The 17,530-nt window shown below is 72.2% G+C and carries 13 protein-coding genes; 9 read left to right on the plus strand and 4 right to left on the minus strand.

What is annotated here, in order from left to right:
- Positions 1 to 4 precede the first annotated feature (4 nt).
- The 3 genes from fxsT to KIK09_RS15165 are packed head-to-tail and all read right to left on the minus strand — an operon-like array spanning position 5 to position 5,354.
- Positions 5 to 2,650 (minus strand): FxSxx-COOH system tetratricopeptide repeat protein, encoded by a 2,646-nt coding sequence (gene fxsT, locus KIK09_RS15155; protein WP_214319841.1) that lies wholly within the window; start codon positions 2,648 to 2,650, stop codon positions 5 to 7.
- The gene (locus KIK09_RS15160) at positions 2,647 to 3,555 is read right to left on the minus strand and encodes an AAA family ATPase (protein ID WP_214319842.1); all 909 of its coding nucleotides are present in this window, start codon (positions 3,553 to 3,555) and stop codon (positions 2,647 to 2,649) included. The genes fxsT and KIK09_RS15160 overlap by 4 nt, the downstream gene beginning before the upstream one ends.
- Positions 3,552 to 5,354 (minus strand): VMAP-C domain-containing protein, encoded by a 1,803-nt coding sequence (locus KIK09_RS15165; protein WP_214319843.1) that lies wholly within the window; start codon positions 5,352 to 5,354, stop codon positions 3,552 to 3,554. The genes KIK09_RS15160 and KIK09_RS15165 overlap by 4 nt, the downstream gene beginning before the upstream one ends.
- A gap of 103 nt (positions 5,355 to 5,457) precedes the next feature.
- Here KIK09_RS15165 and KIK09_RS15170 point away from each other — a divergent pair, with 103 nt between their 5' ends.
- Genes KIK09_RS15170 through KIK09_RS15195 form a run of 6 tightly spaced genes read left to right on the plus strand, consistent with a single transcriptional unit; the run spans position 5,458 to position 13,422 of the window.
- The gene (locus KIK09_RS15170; protein ID WP_214319844.1) at positions 5,458 to 6,090 is read left to right on the plus strand and encodes a TetR/AcrR family transcriptional regulator; all 633 of its coding nucleotides are present in this window, start codon (positions 5,458 to 5,460) and stop codon (positions 6,088 to 6,090) included.
- A complete protein-coding gene (locus KIK09_RS15175) occupies positions 6,090 to 7,664 on the plus strand; it encodes an acyl-CoA carboxylase subunit beta (RefSeq protein ID WP_214319845.1) in 1,575 nt (524 codons plus the stop codon). Before KIK09_RS15170 ends, KIK09_RS15175 begins: the two co-directional genes overlap by 1 nt.
- Entirely contained in the window at positions 7,661 to 9,514 is a 1,854-nt protein-coding gene (locus KIK09_RS15180; RefSeq protein WP_214319846.1) for an ATP-binding protein, read from the plus strand. Before KIK09_RS15175 ends, KIK09_RS15180 begins: the two co-directional genes overlap by 4 nt.
- On the plus strand, positions 9,511 to 10,293 hold the full coding sequence (locus tag KIK09_RS15185) for an enoyl-CoA hydratase-related protein (protein WP_214319847.1): 783 nt from the start codon (positions 9,511 to 9,513) through the stop codon (positions 10,291 to 10,293). Before KIK09_RS15180 ends, KIK09_RS15185 begins: the two co-directional genes overlap by 4 nt.
- A gap of 10 nt (positions 10,294 to 10,303) precedes the next feature.
- On the plus strand, positions 10,304 to 11,734 hold the full coding sequence (locus tag KIK09_RS15190; RefSeq protein WP_214319848.1) for a class I adenylate-forming enzyme family protein: 1,431 nt from the start codon (positions 10,304 to 10,306) through the stop codon (positions 11,732 to 11,734).
- Positions 11,731 to 13,422, plus strand: a complete 1,692-nt coding sequence (locus KIK09_RS15195; RefSeq protein WP_214319849.1) for an acyclic terpene utilization AtuA family protein — start codon at positions 11,731 to 11,733, stop codon at positions 13,420 to 13,422. Before KIK09_RS15190 ends, KIK09_RS15195 begins: the two co-directional genes overlap by 4 nt.
- A gap of 6 nt (positions 13,423 to 13,428) precedes the next feature.
- Here KIK09_RS15195 and KIK09_RS15200 read toward each other — a convergent pair whose 3' ends face one another.
- On the minus strand, positions 13,429 to 14,298 hold the full coding sequence (locus KIK09_RS15200; protein ID WP_214319850.1) for an ROK family protein: 870 nt from the start codon (positions 14,296 to 14,298) through the stop codon (positions 13,429 to 13,431).
- 63 nt (positions 14,299 to 14,361) lie between these two features.
- Here KIK09_RS15200 and KIK09_RS59140 point away from each other — a divergent pair, with 63 nt between their 5' ends.
- The 3 genes from KIK09_RS59140 to KIK09_RS15215 are packed head-to-tail and all read left to right on the plus strand — an operon-like array spanning position 14,362 to position 17,487.
- On the plus strand, positions 14,362 to 15,183 hold the full coding sequence (locus KIK09_RS59140) for a GNAT family N-acetyltransferase (protein ID WP_214319851.1): 822 nt from the start codon (positions 14,362 to 14,364) through the stop codon (positions 15,181 to 15,183).
- A 49-nt stretch (positions 15,184 to 15,232) separates the two neighbouring features.
- On the plus strand, positions 15,233 to 16,237 hold the full coding sequence (locus KIK09_RS15210) for a phosphotransferase family protein (RefSeq protein WP_214319852.1): 1,005 nt from the start codon (positions 15,233 to 15,235) through the stop codon (positions 16,235 to 16,237).
- Positions 16,222 to 17,487 (plus strand): acyl-CoA dehydrogenase family protein, encoded by a 1,266-nt coding sequence (locus KIK09_RS15215; RefSeq protein WP_214319853.1) that lies wholly within the window; start codon positions 16,222 to 16,224, stop codon positions 17,485 to 17,487. Before KIK09_RS15210 ends, KIK09_RS15215 begins: the two co-directional genes overlap by 16 nt.
- Positions 17,488 to 17,530 lie beyond the last annotated feature (43 nt).

Genomic DNA, 17,530 nt, shown 5'->3' on the forward strand with positions numbered 1-17,530 from the left:
CCCGTCACTTGGCGACCTCCATGACATAGCGGCGGGCGGCCCGCACGTCGCGGTCGTCGCCGCCCAGCATGACGCCCCACCGGACGACGGCGCGGGTGGCCAGCTCCGACGCCCCGCTGAGGTCGCCCACGGCGGTGAGGTACTCCAGCTGGTCGAGCACCAGCCCGCGCATCTCGGGCAGCTCGCAGCCCAGCGCGTCGCAGGCCAGCAGGTGCCGCTGGATGTCGGCGTACCTGCCCCAGCCGGCCCTGTCACGCGGATCGCGGCCCCTGGCCCGCAGCAGCAGGCAGTGCGCCACGTGCCCGAGCCGGACCCGGCGCGCCTCCGGCATGGCGGCCTTGCGGCGTACGGCCAGCTGGATGAGCCGGTGCAGCTGGATGGTCCGCCGGCCGACGTCCATGTCGAGCAGCGCGAACTTCCTCAGGTCGCGCACGGCGCGCATCAGCTGGACCGGCTCGCCCAGCAGAGCCGCCAGCTCTCCCTGCGCCACGTCGTCGTCGACCGGGGCCAGGAAGGCGCGCGGAAGCGGTTCCGGCGCGAACATCGAGCACAGCTCGAGCAGCTCCACGGCCGCCGGGTTGGCCTCGCGCAGCCGGTCGATGGCCAGCTGCCAGGAGGCCATGACGGGGGCCGGGTAGCCCAGCGGCATGTCCCTGCGCAGCTGGTCCTGCAGCACCTCGTCGAACCACTGCAGGTGCTCCTCCACGCTCATCCCGCTGGAGGCCTGCCATTCGGCCGCCAGCACGAGCGCGATGGGCAGGCCGCCCGACCGCTCCACCATCAGCTCCGCGTCCCCGCGCGAGAGGCGCTGCCTGGCCGGGAGGTGCCGGTTGAGCAGCTCGATGCTGTCCTCGACGGGGAGAACGCCCACGTCGACGACGCTCTTGTCCGGCCCCCAGAACGGGTCGCGCGAGGTGAGCAGGAGGTGCCCGCGGCCGTCGGGGAGCAGCTGCGCGATGTCCGCCGTCGGCACCGCGTTGTCATAGATCACCAGCCAGTTGCCGTACGGCCGGCCGTCCCGCAACGCCTGCAGCGCCCGGGACCAGGGCTGACCGCCGGCCGCGCCGGGCAGGTCGAGGCGGTCTGCCAGCTCCGTGAGCGAGGTGCGGATCGTGGCCGGTTGCTGGGCGGGCACCCACCAGACCAGGTCGTAGCAGGACCGGTAGCGGTGGGCGTACTCGATGGCGATCTGGGACTTGCCGACGCCGCCCATGCCGTGGAGCGTGCACGTGAGCAGCGCGGGTTCGCCGTTCTCGAGCCTGGCGCGCAGGCCGGCCAGGATGTCCTGCCTGCCGGTGAAGCGCGGGTTCCTGGCGGGGATGTCCCCCCACACCGCCTCCGGCGGCTTCTCGAGCTCAGCCGGAGCCTCCGGTCCGGTCGAAGGTTCCGCTGAGGGCTCGGGTTCCGGCGGCCGTTCGCCAGGGGACTCTGGGCGCGGGGAGGCCGTGCCGCCGAGCGGCGGCAGCAGCACCTGCTCCCGCACCCCGGCGATCACGGCCGGCTCGTCGCCGTCCTCGAACGGCAGCCGCTGCGCCAGCTCGGCGGTGAAGCCCAGCACGTGCGCGGCCTCGCTCCGGGTGATCCGCGACAGCAGCACTTCCCTGACTCCCGGATGGAAGTCGTACCGCTCGGCGCCGGATCGCCGCAGCAGTCCGCCCAGGTAGACCTCGGCCAGGTGGACGGGCTCCGACTGGGGCAGCATCTCCCCCTGCACCAGCGACATGACGGTCAGCGACAGCGGCACCGCGGCGAGGTAGCCCGCAAGGCGCATCGCGTTCCGGGAGGCCAGGGCGTTGAAGCGCATGACCCGCTCGATCGCCGTCATCGGCTCGGGCGCGGGCAGCTCCCCCACCTGCTCGCCCAGGTAGGCGACGCCGTTCACCCAGCCGCTGCCCGCCCCGGACACGACCTGGCTCCAGGCGGTCAGCCAGCGCGCGTCCAGCTCGAGCACCGGCACGGGCACGACGCCACGACGGGGCCGCGGCGCCTCCTCGTCGCGTGGCCGCCAGCCGAGCCGCGAGTTGGGCGTGCAGGCCTGGGGCTCGCAGCGCCAGCGGACGGGCGTCAGCCGGAGCCCGGTGTGCGGCCACAGCCGCTGGGGCAGCACCTGGAGGATGGCGACCGGTTGCCGGCGGCCCCAGGCCGACAGCAGCGGCCGCACGGCTCCTGACCGCCACGCCTGTCCCACGCAGTCGGAGATCACCAGGATCAGCTGGCCGCGCGCGGGCTCCACCACCTCGCGCGGATGGCGTGCGGGGCCGCCGTCACCAGACCTGATCGTCACGACCGGCTGGTCGGTGTCCAGCCGCCAGGTCCGCACCGACCGGAAGACCCCCAGGCGCTCGAACGTCGCCCGCGCCTGCCGCACCCTCGGCCGCCACACGTCCATCGAGCCGCCGGTGTCGACCACGAGCGCCAGGTCCACGCTCGCCAGGTGACCGGACTTACGCAGGGGACGCAGCGCGCCCGCCACCGCGGCCGAGCCGGGCAGCGGGCCCGCCGTGGCCTCGAACGGCTCGGTGGGGGCACGCCGTACAGCGGGAATGTCGGCGGCGGAGAGGCGATCCGTGAGCCACAGGGCGTCGGCGAGCTCCTCGGCGGTGAGATTCACGCCGAGCTCGCCCAACGCCCCGATCAGCCTGCGGATCATAGGTAGTCGTCCGCCTCCACCCGCCGCATCAGCGTGTCGATCACCTGCCGGGCTTCGGGCACCGGCTGGTCGGCCCAGGCCGCGGCCAGGAACACGGCGTTCAGCAGCTGGTCCACGGCCGGACCGCCGTCGCGCCCCGCGTCCAGGAACTCCTCGACCAGCCGCCCGTCGACGGCGCCCAGGTGCGCCTGGAGGATCGACACCAGCTCGCCGGTGCTCGGCGGCGTGATGTCCAGCGGCAGGCACCGGCGCCGGAACCGGGCGGGGAACTCGCGCTCACCGTTGCTGGTGATCACCATCAACGGGAACGCCGCGCAGAGGACCCGCCCGAAGGACACCACCGTTTGTCGCCCCTCCGATGTGTGGAGGTAGCTCCTCTCCATAGCCCGTGATCTCGAGATCGTGAAGGAGCCCGTCTCGATCACGTGCAGCAGATCGTTGGGCAGATCCACGTCACCGTTGTCGAGATCGTCGATCAGCAGGACGCGAGGCCGCGCTGTGGGAAGCAGCGCGGTCCCAAGCGGACCAAGGCCGAGCTCATCGGTCTCGTAGAAGCCGTCGGGCTGGAAGAGGCCGTCACCCAGCGTCGTGCTCCGGTTGACCGGCCAGTGGAGCACCGGGCCGAGGTTCAGCTCATACGCCACGTGGTGGGCCAGCGTCGACTTCCCGCTGCCGGGCGGCCCGGTCACCAGCAGCGGACGCCGCAGCATGAGCGCGGCGTTGACCATGCTGACCGCCTGAGGGCTGGGACGGTAGGCGATCGCCCGGCGCCTGTCGACCGGATCCAGCTCCGCGGGCGCGGCCGCCGCCTCCGCCGGTTCGCCGAACGTGCGCCAGGGCGGCGGCGGGGGCAGTTTCTCGATCCCGTCGTGCGGTACGCCCGTGCCCCGGTAGATCGACGTCATGGCGTTGCCTCCTGCGAGTCGGGCGCCATCAGCAGCGGCGGTTGGACGGGCGGGCGCTCCGGGTCGTCCCACAGCACCGCGATCCGCCTGTCCGGCGGCGAGGACCTGCGCAGGTCCCGTACGGCGCGCGGCAGCTCGGCCGGGTCCGTATGCGCCACCAGGTCCCGGACATCCTGGTCGGCCTCACGGGCCCAGACCACGACGGGGACTCCCGAGGAGACGGCCCGACGCAGTTCCGTCTCGTCCCCCTCCACGAGCCGCACCTCGGGGGAAGCCGTTGCCGACCGGCGGTCCGTCCAGCCTCGGCCGCTGCGCCTGACGACCGGATACCTGTGCCCCAGCCTCTCCCCGTCCGGGGTGCTCAGCTCCTCGACGTGCCAGGTCAGCAACCGCCTCGGCACGATGAACTCGATCACCAGCTCACCCTCCGCGTGAACCTCTTCGACCAGCCGTCCGGCCGCCTCGGCTACCCCCTCGAGCGGCAGCGCATCGTCGCCACGCACGAGGGTGACCACCGGCTCCGCCTCCTCGCCGCTCAGCCACGCCGACACCCGGAACAGACCGGGGTCCAGCAGATCGCCGTCCACCTGGATCGTCAGGTGCGAAGGCCGCGCCACCCGCCGCCGCGGCTCTTCCGGCACGGCAGGTACGGCCAGCCGCGAGGTGAAGGCGTCCTGCCAGGCACGCAGCCGGTCGTCGCGGGCGGCGAGCGGCCCGGCGAAGGCGGCCAGCGGCGGGGCCGTGCCGGGATCGGCCACGAGCTCCTCGAGCGCGGCCACGAGCGCCCGCGGCCCGCCGTCCGACGGGGCCGGACGTCCGGATGCCTGCTCGTAGGCCTTGCGGAGTTCGGCCTGCGGCACGGGCGCGAGCAGGGCGAGCAGCTCGCGCCGTTCACTGACGGTGAGCAGCGGCGGCGCCTCGAGCTGCTCGACGCGGGCGGCCAGCGCCTCGACGTCCACGCTGTCGGCGACCATGAACCTGGCCACGTCGAGCAGCTCGTGCAGCCCGCCCGGTTGGCTCCTGCACCACGTCACCAGCGACCAGAGGTCCGCCCGGGGACTGGCGTGCCGGGCGATCAGCGGCGGCGTGCCGATCGCCTCGCCGAGCAGCCGCACGTACAGGGATCTCACCTCGGGCGAGCGGATGTCGGGCAGCTCGAGCAGCGCGTCGACCAGCCTGCCCAGTTCCCGCGCCCGGCCCGGCTCGGCCGCGGGCCGTTCTTCGAGGTGGTCGAGCAGCGGCGGCCAGTATTCGGCCATGCGCTCGACGGGAAGCATCCACGCTTCCGACAGCCCGCGCGCGGTGATCATCCCGACCACCGCTCCGGTGGCGGTGTCGATCACGGGCCCGCCGATCCTTCCGGGGAAGTCCGAGGTGGCAGGCATCCGGAGCCATTCCCAGTCCTCCCCGCCCTGCGGGGCGTCCAGCACCGACACCACAGGGAGTACGGGCGGGCTTGTCACTCTCATCCCGGGAGCGGCGCCGCGCCCGAGCCTGGGCAGCGGGTCGCAGCGGATGGCGGGGCCGAGCAGGGTGAGCACGGCCAGGTCCCCGCTGCCGGATCCGGCCGGGACCCAGCCGCCCGCCAGCACCTCCGCCTGCCGTTCCGTGTCCAGAGCGGGGAACTGGACCCGCACGCTGCCGGCGGGACGCTCGGCGGTGCTCCGCGTGCCGGCGGCGCCGGCCACGATGTGGGTGCAGGTCAGCACCATCTGGTCGCTGATGAGGAAGCCCAGCCCCGTCACGAAGCCCTCGGCATCGAGTAACCGGGCAAGCCATGGCACGTCGGGACCCGCCACCGGCACCCCCCTTCGTGGTGATCGTCATTATCACCCGGTTACAGGACGGTCACCAGCCGTTTGCCCCTTCCGGAGCGGAGATCGACGGGTTAACGTAGTTGACGTGATCGTCAGGTCTGAGGTGCTGACCGGGCGTGGCCGTAGGACACGGGCCGCGCTGGTCGAGGCCGGCCGGGAGGCGTTCGAGACGCAGGGGTACGACGCCGTGCGGATCGACGACGTGTGCGCGCGGGCCGGGGTGTCTCACGGGACGTTCTACACCTACTTCGACTCCAAGGAGGCGCTGTTCGGCGAGGTGGCGGGGGCCGTGGTGGGAGCGATGTTCGCCGCCTCCGTGGTCGGGCCCGCGCCGGACGAGCCGTACGCGCGCATCGAGGCGGCCAACCGGCTCTACCTGCGGGCCTGGGCGGCGAACTCGCGGCTGGTGCGGATGCTGGAGCACGCCGCCTCCGACGACGACCGGTTCGGGCGGCTGCTGCTTGAGCTGCGGGAGGTCTTCGTCCGGCGGGGCGCCGACGGGCTGCGGCGGCTGCAGGAGCAGGGGCTGGCCGATCCCGCGCTGGATCCCAGGCTGACGGCCATCATGCTGGGCGGGATGGTGGAGCACTTCGCCCACGTCTGGCTGGATCTGGGCGAGCAAGCGGACGAGGAGACGGCCGTCGCTCTCCTCACCAAGCTCTGGGCCCGGGCCATCGGATTGACACCCACGTCAACAGAGCGGGAAGAGGTGGGGTGATGGACACCGTCGGCGAGGAGTACCTGCGGCGGCGCGAGTCGATGCTGGCCAAGCTGGAAGAGCTGGCGGACGAGCACGCCAAGGCCGTGGCGGGCGGCGGGGAGAAGTACGTCGAGCGGCACAGGAAGCGCGGCAAGCTGCTCGCCCGCGAGCGGATCGAGCTGCTGATCGACCCCGACTCGCCGTTCCTGGAGCTGTCACCGCTGGCCGCGTGGGGCAGCGAGTTCCCCGTGGGCGCGAGCGTCGTGACCGGGATCGGCGTGATCGAGGGCGTCGAGTGCGTGATCACCGCGAACGACCCGACCGTGCGCGGCGGCTCGTCGAACCCGTGGACCCTGCGCAAGACGCTGCGCGCCGCCGACATCGCGCTCAAGAACCGCCTGCCGTACGTCAACCTGGTCGAGTCCGGCGGCGCCGACCTGCCGACGCAGAAGGAGATCTTCATCCCCGGCGGCCGCATCTTCCGCGACCTGACGCGGCTGTCAGCCGCGGGGATCCCGACGATCGCGCTGGTCTTCGGCAACTCGACGGCCGGCGGTGCCTACGTGCCCGGGATGAGCGACTACGTGGTGATGGTGCGGGAACGGGCGAAGGTGTTCCTGGGCGGGCCGCCGCTGGTGAAGATGGCCACCGGGGAGGAGTCGGACGACGAGTCGCTGGGCGGGGCCGAGATGCACGCCAGGACCAGCGGGCTGGCCGACTACCTGGCCGAGGACGAGCACGACGCCCTCCGCCTGGGCAGGAGCATCGTGAGGTCGCTGCGGTGGCGGAAGCTGGGCAACGCGCCGCTCGCCGTGCGGGAGCCGCGCTATCCGGCCGACGAGCTGCTGGGGATCATCCCGGAGGACCTGAAGGTGCCCTTCGACCCGCGTGAGGTGATCGCGCGGATCGTGGACGCCAGCGAGTTCGAGGAGTTCAAGCCCCTCTACGGCTCCTCCCTGGTCACGGGGTGGGCGCGGCTGCACGGATACCCGATCGGGATCCTGGCCAACGCGCGCGGCGTGCTGTTCAGCGAGGAGTCGCAGAAGGCCACCCAGTTCATCCAGCTGGCCAACCAGTCGCGCACGCCGCTGCTGTTCCTGCAGAACACGACCGGTTACATGGTCGGCAAGGACTACGAGCAGGGCGGCATCATCAAGCACGGCGCCATGATGATCAACGCGGTGTCGAACTCGACGGTGCCGCACCTGACCGTCACGATGGGCGCCTCGTACGGGGCGGGCAACTACGGCATGTGCGGGCGTGCCTACGACCCCAGGTTCCTGTTCACCTGGCCGAGCGCGAAGTCGGCGGTGATGGGTCCCGCGCAGCTGGCCGGGGTGCTGTCGATCGTGGGCAGGGCGGCCGCGCAGGCGCGCGGCCAGGTGTACGACGAGGAGGGCGACGCGGCGATGCGGGCGATGGTGGAGGCGCAGATCGAGGCGGAGTCGCTGCCGTTCTTCCTGTCCGGCCGGCTCTACGACGACGGGGTGATCGATCCGCGCGACACCAGGACGGTGCTCGGCATCTGCCTGTCGGCCGTCAACAGCGCCGCGGAGCCGGCCGAGGGCAGGTTCGGGGTGTTCCGGCCATGATCACGCGCCTGCTGGTCGCCAACCGCGGGGAGATCGCCCGGCGGATCTTCCGCACCTGCCGCGAGCTCGGCATCTCGACGGTCGCGGTCTTCTCCGACGCCGACGCCTCCTCGCCGCACGTGGCGGAGGCGGATCTCGCCGTACGGCTGAGCGGGGTGCGCTCCGGCGAGACCTACCTGGACATCGCGCGGATCCTCCAGGCCTGTACGGTGGCCGGCGCCGACGCCGTGCACCCCGGATACGGCTTCCTGTCGGAGAACGCGGACTTCGCCAGGGCCGTGATCGAGGCCGGGCTCACCTGGGTCGGCCCGTCACCGGAGGCGATCGCGGCGATGGGCTGGAAGATCGAGGCCAAGCGCCTGATGGCCGAGGCCGGAGTCCCGGTGCTGCCGTCGTGGACGGAAGAACAGGGCTACCCCGCGCTGGTGAAGGCCGCCGCGGGCGGCGGCGGTCGCGGCATGCGCGTGGTCCGCGCGGCGCGGGACTTCGACCGCGAGGTGGAGGCCGCCAGGCGCGAGGCCGAGGCCGCCTTCGGCGACGGCACCGTCTTCGTGGAGCCGCTGCTCGAGCGGGCACGGCACGTCGAGGTCCAGGTCGTGGCCGACCAGCACGGCACCGTGTGGACGCTGGGCGAGCGCGAGTGCAGCATCCAGCGCAGACACCAGAAGGTCGTCGAGGAGTGCCCCTCCCCCGGGATCTCCGAGCAGACCAGGCGGATCCTGCTCGACGCGGCGGCCAGGGCCGCCAGGAAGATCGGCTACGAGGGCGCGGGCACGGTCGAGTTCCTGGTCAAGGGCGACACGGTGGCGTTCCTGGAGATGAACACCCGGCTGCAGGTCGAGCACCCGGTCACCGAGCTGGTCCACGGCGTCGACCTGGTCCGCCTCCAACTGGAGATCGCCGAGGGAGCCCGGCTCGGCGAGGCCCCGCCGCCCGGCGGGCACGCGATCGAGGTCCGGCTCTACGCCGAGGACCACCGGCATCTCCCGCAGTCTGGCGTGATCCACCACTTCGAGATCGGCGGCCAGGTCAGGGTGGACTCGGGCGTGGAGTCCGGTTCACACGTCTCCCCCTACTACGACCCGATGCTGGCCAAGGTCATCGCGTACGGCGGGAGCCGTACCGAGGCCGTCAGGAAGCTCACCGACGCGCTGACCCGCGCCAAGCTCCACGGCATCACGACAAATCGCGATCTTCTAGTCAACATCCTGAAGAATCCGGACTTCCGGGCCGGTGACACGCACACGGCCTTCCTGGACGAGCACGACCTCACCCACCAGCCCACCGACCTGGAAACCGCGGCGCTGGCGGCGGCACTGGCCATCGCCGCCCGCAACAGGGCCGAGGCCACGGTCCTGTCCACGATCCCGGGAGGCTGGCGCAACGTCCGCTCCCAGCCCTCACTCGCCCGCTTCGAGGAGGCGGAGACCGCCTACGACCCGCTCCCCGACGGATACACGCTGGTCAGCGCGACACCGGGCGAGGTGGTTCTGGAGCGGCACGGCCTGCAGCATCGCTTCGACGTCGCCGAGCACGACGGCAGGGTCTACGTGAACTCCGCGCACGGCCAGGTCAGGCTCACCCCCATCCCCCGCCTGCCCGAACCCGTCGAACGTGTCGCCCCGGGCTCACTGACCGCGCCCATGCCCGGTACCGTGCTGCGCGTGGCCGTCGAGCCGGGCGAGATCGTGTCCGGCGGCCAGGAGGTGCTGGTGCTGGAAGCGATGAAGATGGAGCATCGGATCGTCGCGCCCGCCCGCGGTGTGGTCTCCGACGTGCGCGTCGAGAAGGGCACGCAGGTCGAGGCGGGGACGGTACTGGTGATCATCAACCAGGAGGGGGACGCATGACGCGGCTGGTCCACAAGGAGCTCGCCGGCGGCATCGCCACGATCACGCTGGACTCGCCGCCGAACCGCAACGCACTGTCGGTGCGGCTGCTCGGCGATCTGGAGGACCGGCTGAACTGGGCGCTCGGCGAGCCGGAGGTCCGGGTGATCGTGCTGACCGGCACGGGTCCGGTGTTCTGCTCGGGCGCCGACCTGAAGGAGCAGCGGGTGGAGCCCGCCCAGGGCGCGGGCGACGCGCCGGTGACGGCCTCCTTCCCCGAGATCCTCTCGCTGATCTGGGAGAGCCCCAAGCCGGTCATCTGCCGGCTGAACGGCACCGCCCGCGCGGGCGGCCTCGGCCTGGTCGCGGCCTGCGACTTCGCGATCGCGCCGCTGTCGGCGTCGTTCGCCTTCACCGAGGTACGGCTGGGCGTCGTGCCGGCCATGATCTCCGTGCCCGTGCTGCGCAGGCTGGAGGCGCGGGCGGCCGCCGAGTACTTCCTGACCGGCGAGGTCTTCGACGCGGCCAAGGCCGAGCAGATCGGCCTGGTGACGCGGGCCGTACCGGCGCAGGAACTGGACGCGACCGTGGCTCGTTACGCCGAGATGCTGATCAAGGGCGGCCCCGAGGCGCTGGCGATCACCAAGCGGCTGGTCAGGGAGATCCCCGAGGTGTCTTTCGAGGAGGGCCTGCGGCGCATGACCGCCCTGTCGGCCCAGCGCTTCACCTCCGCCGAGGGGCAGGAGGGCATCGCGGCCTTCATGGAGAAACGTCCCCCGAAGTGGGTTCCCGACATGTAAGGAGGATCCCGTGTCCACGATCGCTGCGGCCTTGCGGATGGCGCCGCGCACGGCGCCGTTCCTGTATTGCGGTGAGGATACGATCAGCTTCGGCGAGCTCGACGAGCGCAGCGACCGGGTCGCCGCCGGGCTGGCCGAGCGGGGCGTGGGCAAGGGCGACCGCGTCTCGGTCGCGCTGCCGAACGGGCCCGCGTGGCTGGAGCTGTTCTTCGGCGCGATGAAGCTGGGCGCGATCGTGGTCACGCTGAATCCCCGCTATCGCGAGGCCGAGCTGCGGTACATGCTCGGCCACTCCGGCACCGCGCTCGCGGTGACCGACGCCGAGACGGGCGTCCACTACCGGGACATGGGCGTCGAGGTCTGCACCGAGCTCCCGTACGGCACGGCCGCCGTGCCCGACGCCGAGGCCGGACCCGACGATCCCGCCGTGATCCTGTACACCTCGGGCACCACGGGCCGCCCGAAGGGGGCGGTGCTGACCAACCGCAGCATCCTGGCTTCGGCCGCCGCGCAGGCCACGCACTTCGGCTACGGCACCGAGGTGATCGTCGGCAACATGCCCTTCAACCACGTGGGCGGGCTGACCTGCACGATCGCCACCGCCCTGCTGACCGGGAGCGCGGTGGTGCTGCTGCCCGCGTTCAGCGCGGAGGCGGCACTGTCGGCCATCTCGCGGCACCGGGCGACGATCTTCGGCGGCGTCCCCACGATGTACGTCATGATGCTCAACCACCCCGGCTTCTCCACCTACGACGTGGAGTCGCTCCGCATGTGCATCGCCGGAGGCTCGAACGTGGAGCCCGCCCTGTGCGAGCGGATCATGGCGGGCTTCCCGAAGGGCCGCGTGCTGAACCTGTACGGGCTGTCGGAGAGTTCCGGCGCCTGCGTGCTGTCACGTCCTGACGACGACGTGGCGGCGGTGTCGTCGTCGATCGGCGTGGTGGTCGGCGACTTCGAGGCCAGGATCGAGGACGCCGTGGACGGGATCGGCGAGCTGCAGGTCAGGGGCGCGTGCGTGGCGGCCGGATACTGGGGCCAGGACGCGCCCGACACATTCCTGTCCGGCGGCTGGCTGGCGACCGGCGACCTGGGCTCGATGGACGGCGACGGGCGGATCTCGCTCAAGGGCCGCAAGAAGGAGATGTACATCCAGGGCGGCTACAACGTCTACCCGGTCGAGGTGGAGAACGTGCTGGTCACCCATCCCGCGGTGGCGATGGCGGCAGGGGTCGGGCTGCCGGATCCGTGGCTGGGCGAGATCGGCCACTACTCGGTGGTGCTGCGGCCCGGCGCCTCGGCGACGGCGCAGGAGCTGCTGGAGTACTGCGCCGCCCGGATGGCCGACTACAAGGTGCCCAAACGGCTGGAGATCGTGGACGACCTGCCGCTGACTCCCGCGGGCAAGATCCAGAAGTCGGTGCTCAAGGAGCGGCTGTCGTGACGCTGCGCATCGCCAACTGCAGCGGCTTCTACGGCGACCGGCTCTCGGCGGCCCGCGAGCAGGTCGAGGGCGGGCCGATCGACGTGCTGACCGGCGACTGGCTGGCCGAGCTGACCATGCTCATCCTGGCGGGCAACCGGCTCAAGGGCCGCCCCGGCTACGCGCCCACGTTCCTGCGCCAACTGGAGGACGTGCTCGGGACCTGCCTCGACAGGGGCATAAAGATCGTGACTAACGCCGGCGGGCTGGACCCGGCCGGATGCGCGGCGGCCGTGCACGAACTGGCCGCGCGGCTCGGCCTGTCGCCCAGGGTCGCCCACGTCACCGGCGACGACCTGACCGGCCGCGAGCTGGACCTGGTCAACGCCGACACCGGCGAGAAGCTCGAGGCCACGCCGCTGACGGCCAACGCCTACCTGGGCGGCCGCCCGATCGCCGCCGCGCTGTCGGCCGGCGCCGACGTGGTCGTGACGGGCCGCGTCACGGACGCCGCCCTGGTGACGGGCCCGGGCATCTGGCGGTACGGCTGGCGCCCTGACGACCTGGACGCGCTGGCCGGTTCGGTGGTCGCCGGCCACGTCATCGAGTGCGGCTGCCAGGCCACGGGCGGCAACTACGCCTTCTTCCAGGAGGTTCCCGACCTGGCGCACTGCGGGTTCCCGATCGCCGAGCTGGAGGCCGACGGGTCCGCGGTGATCACCAAGCATCCGGGCACCGGGGGGCTGGTGTCGATCGGCACGGTCACGGCCCAACTGCTGTACGAGATCGGCTCGCCGCGCTACCTCGGTCCCGACGTGGTGGCCCGCTTCGACACGATCGCGCTGTCGGACGAGGGTCCCGACCGGGTGCGGATCTCCGGGGTGCGGGGCGAGGCGCCGCCGGACACGCTCAAGGTGGCGGTCAACTACCTGGGCGGCTACCGCAACACGATGACGCTGGTGCTGACGGGCCTGGACGTGGCGGACAAGGCCCGCGTCGCGGAGGAGGCGATCTGGGCGCGCGTCCCGCGCGACTCCTTCGACCAGGTGGACGTCTCCTTCGACCCGCCGCTGCTGCGGATCACCGTGATGTCGCCGCAGCAGGAGGTGGCAGGGCGCCGCTTCTCCTCGGCCGTGGTGGAGACGGGCCTGGCCAGCTATCCGGGCTTCTACGGCCTCACTCCCCCGGGCAACGCCTCGCCGTACGGCGTCTACTGGCCCGTCCTGGTCCCGGCCCGCGAGGTGGATCCCGAGGTCCACCTGGACGGCGTTCGCATCCCCTACGAGGAGACTCCTTCGGCACCGGACCGGCGAGCAGAGGTACCGCGGCCCCCGGCGCCCCCGTACGGCGAGCACCCCACCACCCGCCTTCCCATGGGCCGCGTCGCCGGTGCCCGCTCGGGTGACAAGGGTGGCAACGCCAACCTGGGCGTGTGGGTGGCAGGGGCCGAGGCGTACGCCTGGCTGGCCGGCTACCTCACGGTGGACCGGCTCAAGGAGCTCCTCCCCCACCTGGATCCCTTCGCGGTCGACCGGTACGAGCTACCCAACCTGCACGCGCTGAACTTCGTGATCCACGGCCTCCTGGGCAGGGGCGTCGCCGCGAGCCCGCGCCTCGACCCGCAGGCCAAAGCCCTCGGCGAAGAACTCAGGGCGGCGACGGCCGATGTTCCACGGCACCTGGCAGGAAGATCCGAGCTTCCCGATTAGCTATGGTCAACGATCGACCGCCTGCCAGCCGAGGAGTGCGGCGCCGAGCATCCCCGCGCGGGTGCCGAGGCGTGACACGCGGAGTTCGGGCGCGGCACGGAAGGCGAGGCGGGCGGCGAGGCGGCCGCGCAGCGGCGTGAGGAGCGCCTCGCCCGCCAACGACAGGCCGCCGCCGATCACGATCACGGCGGGGTCCGCAATCAGCGTGTAGGTGGCCAGCGCGATGGCCAGCGCCTCCACGGCCTCGGCCCACACCAGGACGGCCTCGGGGTCGCCCGACTGCATGCGGCGCACCACGTCGGCTGCGGAGGTCTCGCCGCACCGGGCGGCGATCGCCGAGGCGGAGGCGTACTGGCCGAGGCAGCCGCGCTGGCCGCACCCGCACGCCCGCCCGTCGGGCCACACGGGGATGTGGCCGATCTGCCCGGCCCACCCGGCGGCCCCGCCGTACAGGGTGCCGGACAGGACCGCCGCGCCCGCGATGCCCGTGCCGATGGGCAGGAACAGCACGTGGCCGCCGTCGTGGCCGGCGCCGTGCGCCAGTTCGGCCTCGCCCGCCGAGCGCACGTCGTGCCCGAGCGCCACGGGCAGGTCCACGTCGGCGAACGCCGCGGCGGGCACGTCCCGCCACCCGAACGCCGCGGCGAACACCGCCCGCTCGGGCGTCACCAGCCCGGGCACCGCGAGCCCCACCGCCAGGGGTTCCCCGGCCGCGGCGAGCTCGGCGACGAAGGCGCGGATCGTCGCGATCACCCGCTCCGGGCCCTCGGCGCGCGGCGTGGGGCGGCGCTGCTCGTGCAGGATCGTGCCGTCGCGGGCCACGAGCCCGCCCTTCATGGAGGTGCCACCCACGTCGATCGCCACCACACAGTCCATGACGCCCCATACTCCCCGATAATCCTTTGCGGGACTGGAGCGGCCCGCACCATCATGTGCGGCGTGGACGTACGCCGCCTGAGCCTCGATGACCTGCCCGCCTGCACCGACCTGGCGATCAGCCGCGACTGGGGCGCCGAGGAGCACAAGTGGCGCCTGCTGTTCGCCGTCGGCGAGGTCTACGGCCTGGACGCGCCCGACGGCGACGGACTGGCCTCCACCACCGTCCTGGTCCGCTACGGGCTGGACTCCGCCGTGGCGAGCATGGTGCTCACCGCCCGCCGCTACGAGCGCCAGGGCCTGGCCGGCCGCGTCATGCGCCACGTCCTCGACCAGGCCGGCGACCGGATCGTCTCGCTGCACGCCACCGCCCTGGGCCGGCCCCTCTACGAGCGGCTGGGCTTCGAGACCGTCGGCCGGGTCGACTCCTGCCGCGGCCTGTTCCGCGGCGAGCCGTCCGGCGCCACCCGCGCCGCCACCGACGCCGACCTCGACCCGATCGTCGAGCTCGACGCCGAGGTCTTCCAGACCGACCGTGCGCCGCTGCTGCGCCGCATGCCCGCCTTCCATGAGCGCCTGCGCGTCCTGGAGCGTGACGGCCGCATCGCCGGGTACGGCGGGGCCTGGCGCAACGGCGACTACCTGGTCATCGGCCCCGTCGTGGCCCAGGACGTCGACCAGGCCAGGGCGCTGATCGGCGACCTGGCCACCGGCTGGGGCGTGCCCGTCAGGCTCGACCTCGACACCCGGCAGGAGGAGCTCACCGCCTGGGCCAGGGCCAACGGCGTCGACCAGGGCTTCCCCAACGCGCTCATGGTCCGCGGCGGCAGGCTGCCCGGCGACAGGAGCCGGCTGTTCACGCCGTTCATGGTGGCCCTGGGGTGACTCCTTTGATAGATTCGCCTCCAGAATAAGATTCGGTTGAAGGGCGGCCATGACCTCCACCCACATCGACGTCGGCGCCATCGACTTCGCGGCGCTGGGCGGCTGGATGGACGGGCAGGGCCTGCCCGGCGGGCCGATCACCGAGGTCGCGCCGGTGCTCGGCGGCACGCAGAACGTCATGGTGCGCTTCGAGCGGGGCGGCAGGCCGTACATCCTGCGCAGGCCGCCGCTGCACGCGCGGCAGAAGAGCAACGAGGTGCTGCGGCGGGAGGCACGCCTGCTCGGCGTGCTGCGTGACACGCGGGTGCCCGCGCCGCGGCTGATCGCGGCGCAGACCGCGCAGGAGCCGGTCTTCTACCTGATGGAGCCGGTCGACGGCTTCAACCCCTCGACGGGGCTGCCCGCCCTGCACGCGGGCGACCCGGCGATCAGGCACCGGATGGGCCTGGAGGCGGCCGCCGCGCTGGCCGAGCTCGGACGCGTCGATCCCGGCAGGCTGCCGGGCTTCGGGCACCCCGAGGGTTTCCTGGAGCGGCAGGTCCCGCGCTGGCTGGGCGAGCTGGACTCGTACGGCAGGCTCGACGGATACCCGGGTCCCGACATCCCGCACCTGGACGGGACCGCCGCCTGGCTGGAGGCCAACCGCCCGGCCGGCTTCACGCCGGGGATCATGCACGGCGACTACCACTTCGCCAACCTGATGTTCGCCCACGACGGGCCTAGGGTGGCGGCGATCGTCGACTGGGAGATGTGCACGATCGGCGACCCGCTGCTCGACCTCGGCTGGCTGCTGGCCACCTGGCCGTCGAACAACGGGCACGTGCCCGGGCTGCCCTCCCCCGAGGAGCTGGTGGCCTACTACGCCGAACTGTCCGACCGGGACCTGTCGGCCGTCGACTGGTACGCGGTGCTGGCCTGCTTCAAGCTCGGCATCATCCTGGAGGGCAGCCACGCGCGCGCCTGCGCGGGCAAGGCGCCCAAGGACATCGGCGATCTGCTCCACCAGACCACGCTGGACCTCTTCGCAAGGGCGCAGACATGGATTTCTCAGTAGAACCGGAGTTCCAGGCCAAGCTGGACTGGATGGACGCGTTCATCCGCGACGAGGTGGAGCCGCTCGACCTGGCCTTCCCCGGCCGCGCCTACCAGCGGCTGGACGACCGGCTCCGCAAGATCGTGGACCCGCTGAAGGAGCAGGTGAAGGCGCAGGGGCTGTGGGCCTGCCACCTCGGTCCCGAGCTGGGCGGCCAGGGATACGGGCAGCTCAGGCTGGCCCTGATGAACGAGCTGATCGGCCGTTCCACCTGGGGTCCGGTCGTCTTCGGCTGCCAGGCGCCCGACACCGGCAACGCCGAGATCATCGCGATGTACGGCACGGCCGGCCAGAAGGAGCGTTATCTCAAGCCGCTGCTCGAGGGCGAGGTGTTCTCGGCCTATTCGATGACCGAGCCGCAGGGCGGATCCGATCCCCGAATGTTCCGGATGCGGGCCGCCAAGGACGGCGCGGAGTGGGTGCTCGACGGGGAGAAGTACTTCACCTCGAACGCCGCCAACGCCTCCTTCCTCATCGTGATGGCGGTCACCGACCCCGAGGCGCACCCGTACAAGCGGATGTCGATGTTCCTGGTCCCCGCCGACACCCCGGGCGTGGAGATCATCAGGAACATCGGCACGATGGGCGAACGGTCCGGCGGGCACGCCCACATCCGCTACAGCGGCGTCAGGGTGGGCTCCGACGCGCTGCTGGGCGAGGAGGGCGGGGCGTTCGCCGTGGCCCAGGCCAGGCTCGGCGGCGGCCGGGTCCACCACGCGATGCGTACCGTGGCCGCGGTCAAGAAGGCCTTCGACATGATGTGCGAGCGGGCGCTGAGCCGGGAGACCCACGACGGGGTGCTGGCCGACAAGCAGCTCGTGCAGGCCGCGATCGCCGACTCCTACCTGCAGATCCAGCAGTTCAGGCTGCTCGTGCTGCACACGGCCTGGCTGATCGACCAGTCCTCGACCAGGGAGGCGCGCACGCAGATCGCGGCGTGCAAGGTGGCCGCCGCGCGGGTCTTCCACGACGTGGTCTACCGGGCCATGCACCTCCACGGGGCGCTGGGGGTGTCCAACGAGACGCCGCTGGGGCGGCTGTGGCAGGCCGCGCCGCTGATGGGGATCATGGACGGGCCGACCGAGGTGCACCAGGCGTCGATCGCCCGCCGGGTGCTCAAGGGCTACGAACCGGCGCCGGGACTCTGGCCTACGGAGTTCCTGCCTGACAAGATCGAAGCCGCCCGCACCAAATATGCCGATTTTGCCTGAGACGATCACTTTTGATCCTCCGAGCTCTACAATTGCGCGCAAT

This window comes from Nonomuraea sediminis (genome assembly GCF_018531495.1).
GTDB classification, from domain to species: domain Bacteria; phylum Actinomycetota; class Actinomycetes; order Streptosporangiales; family Streptosporangiaceae; genus Nonomuraea; species Nonomuraea sediminis.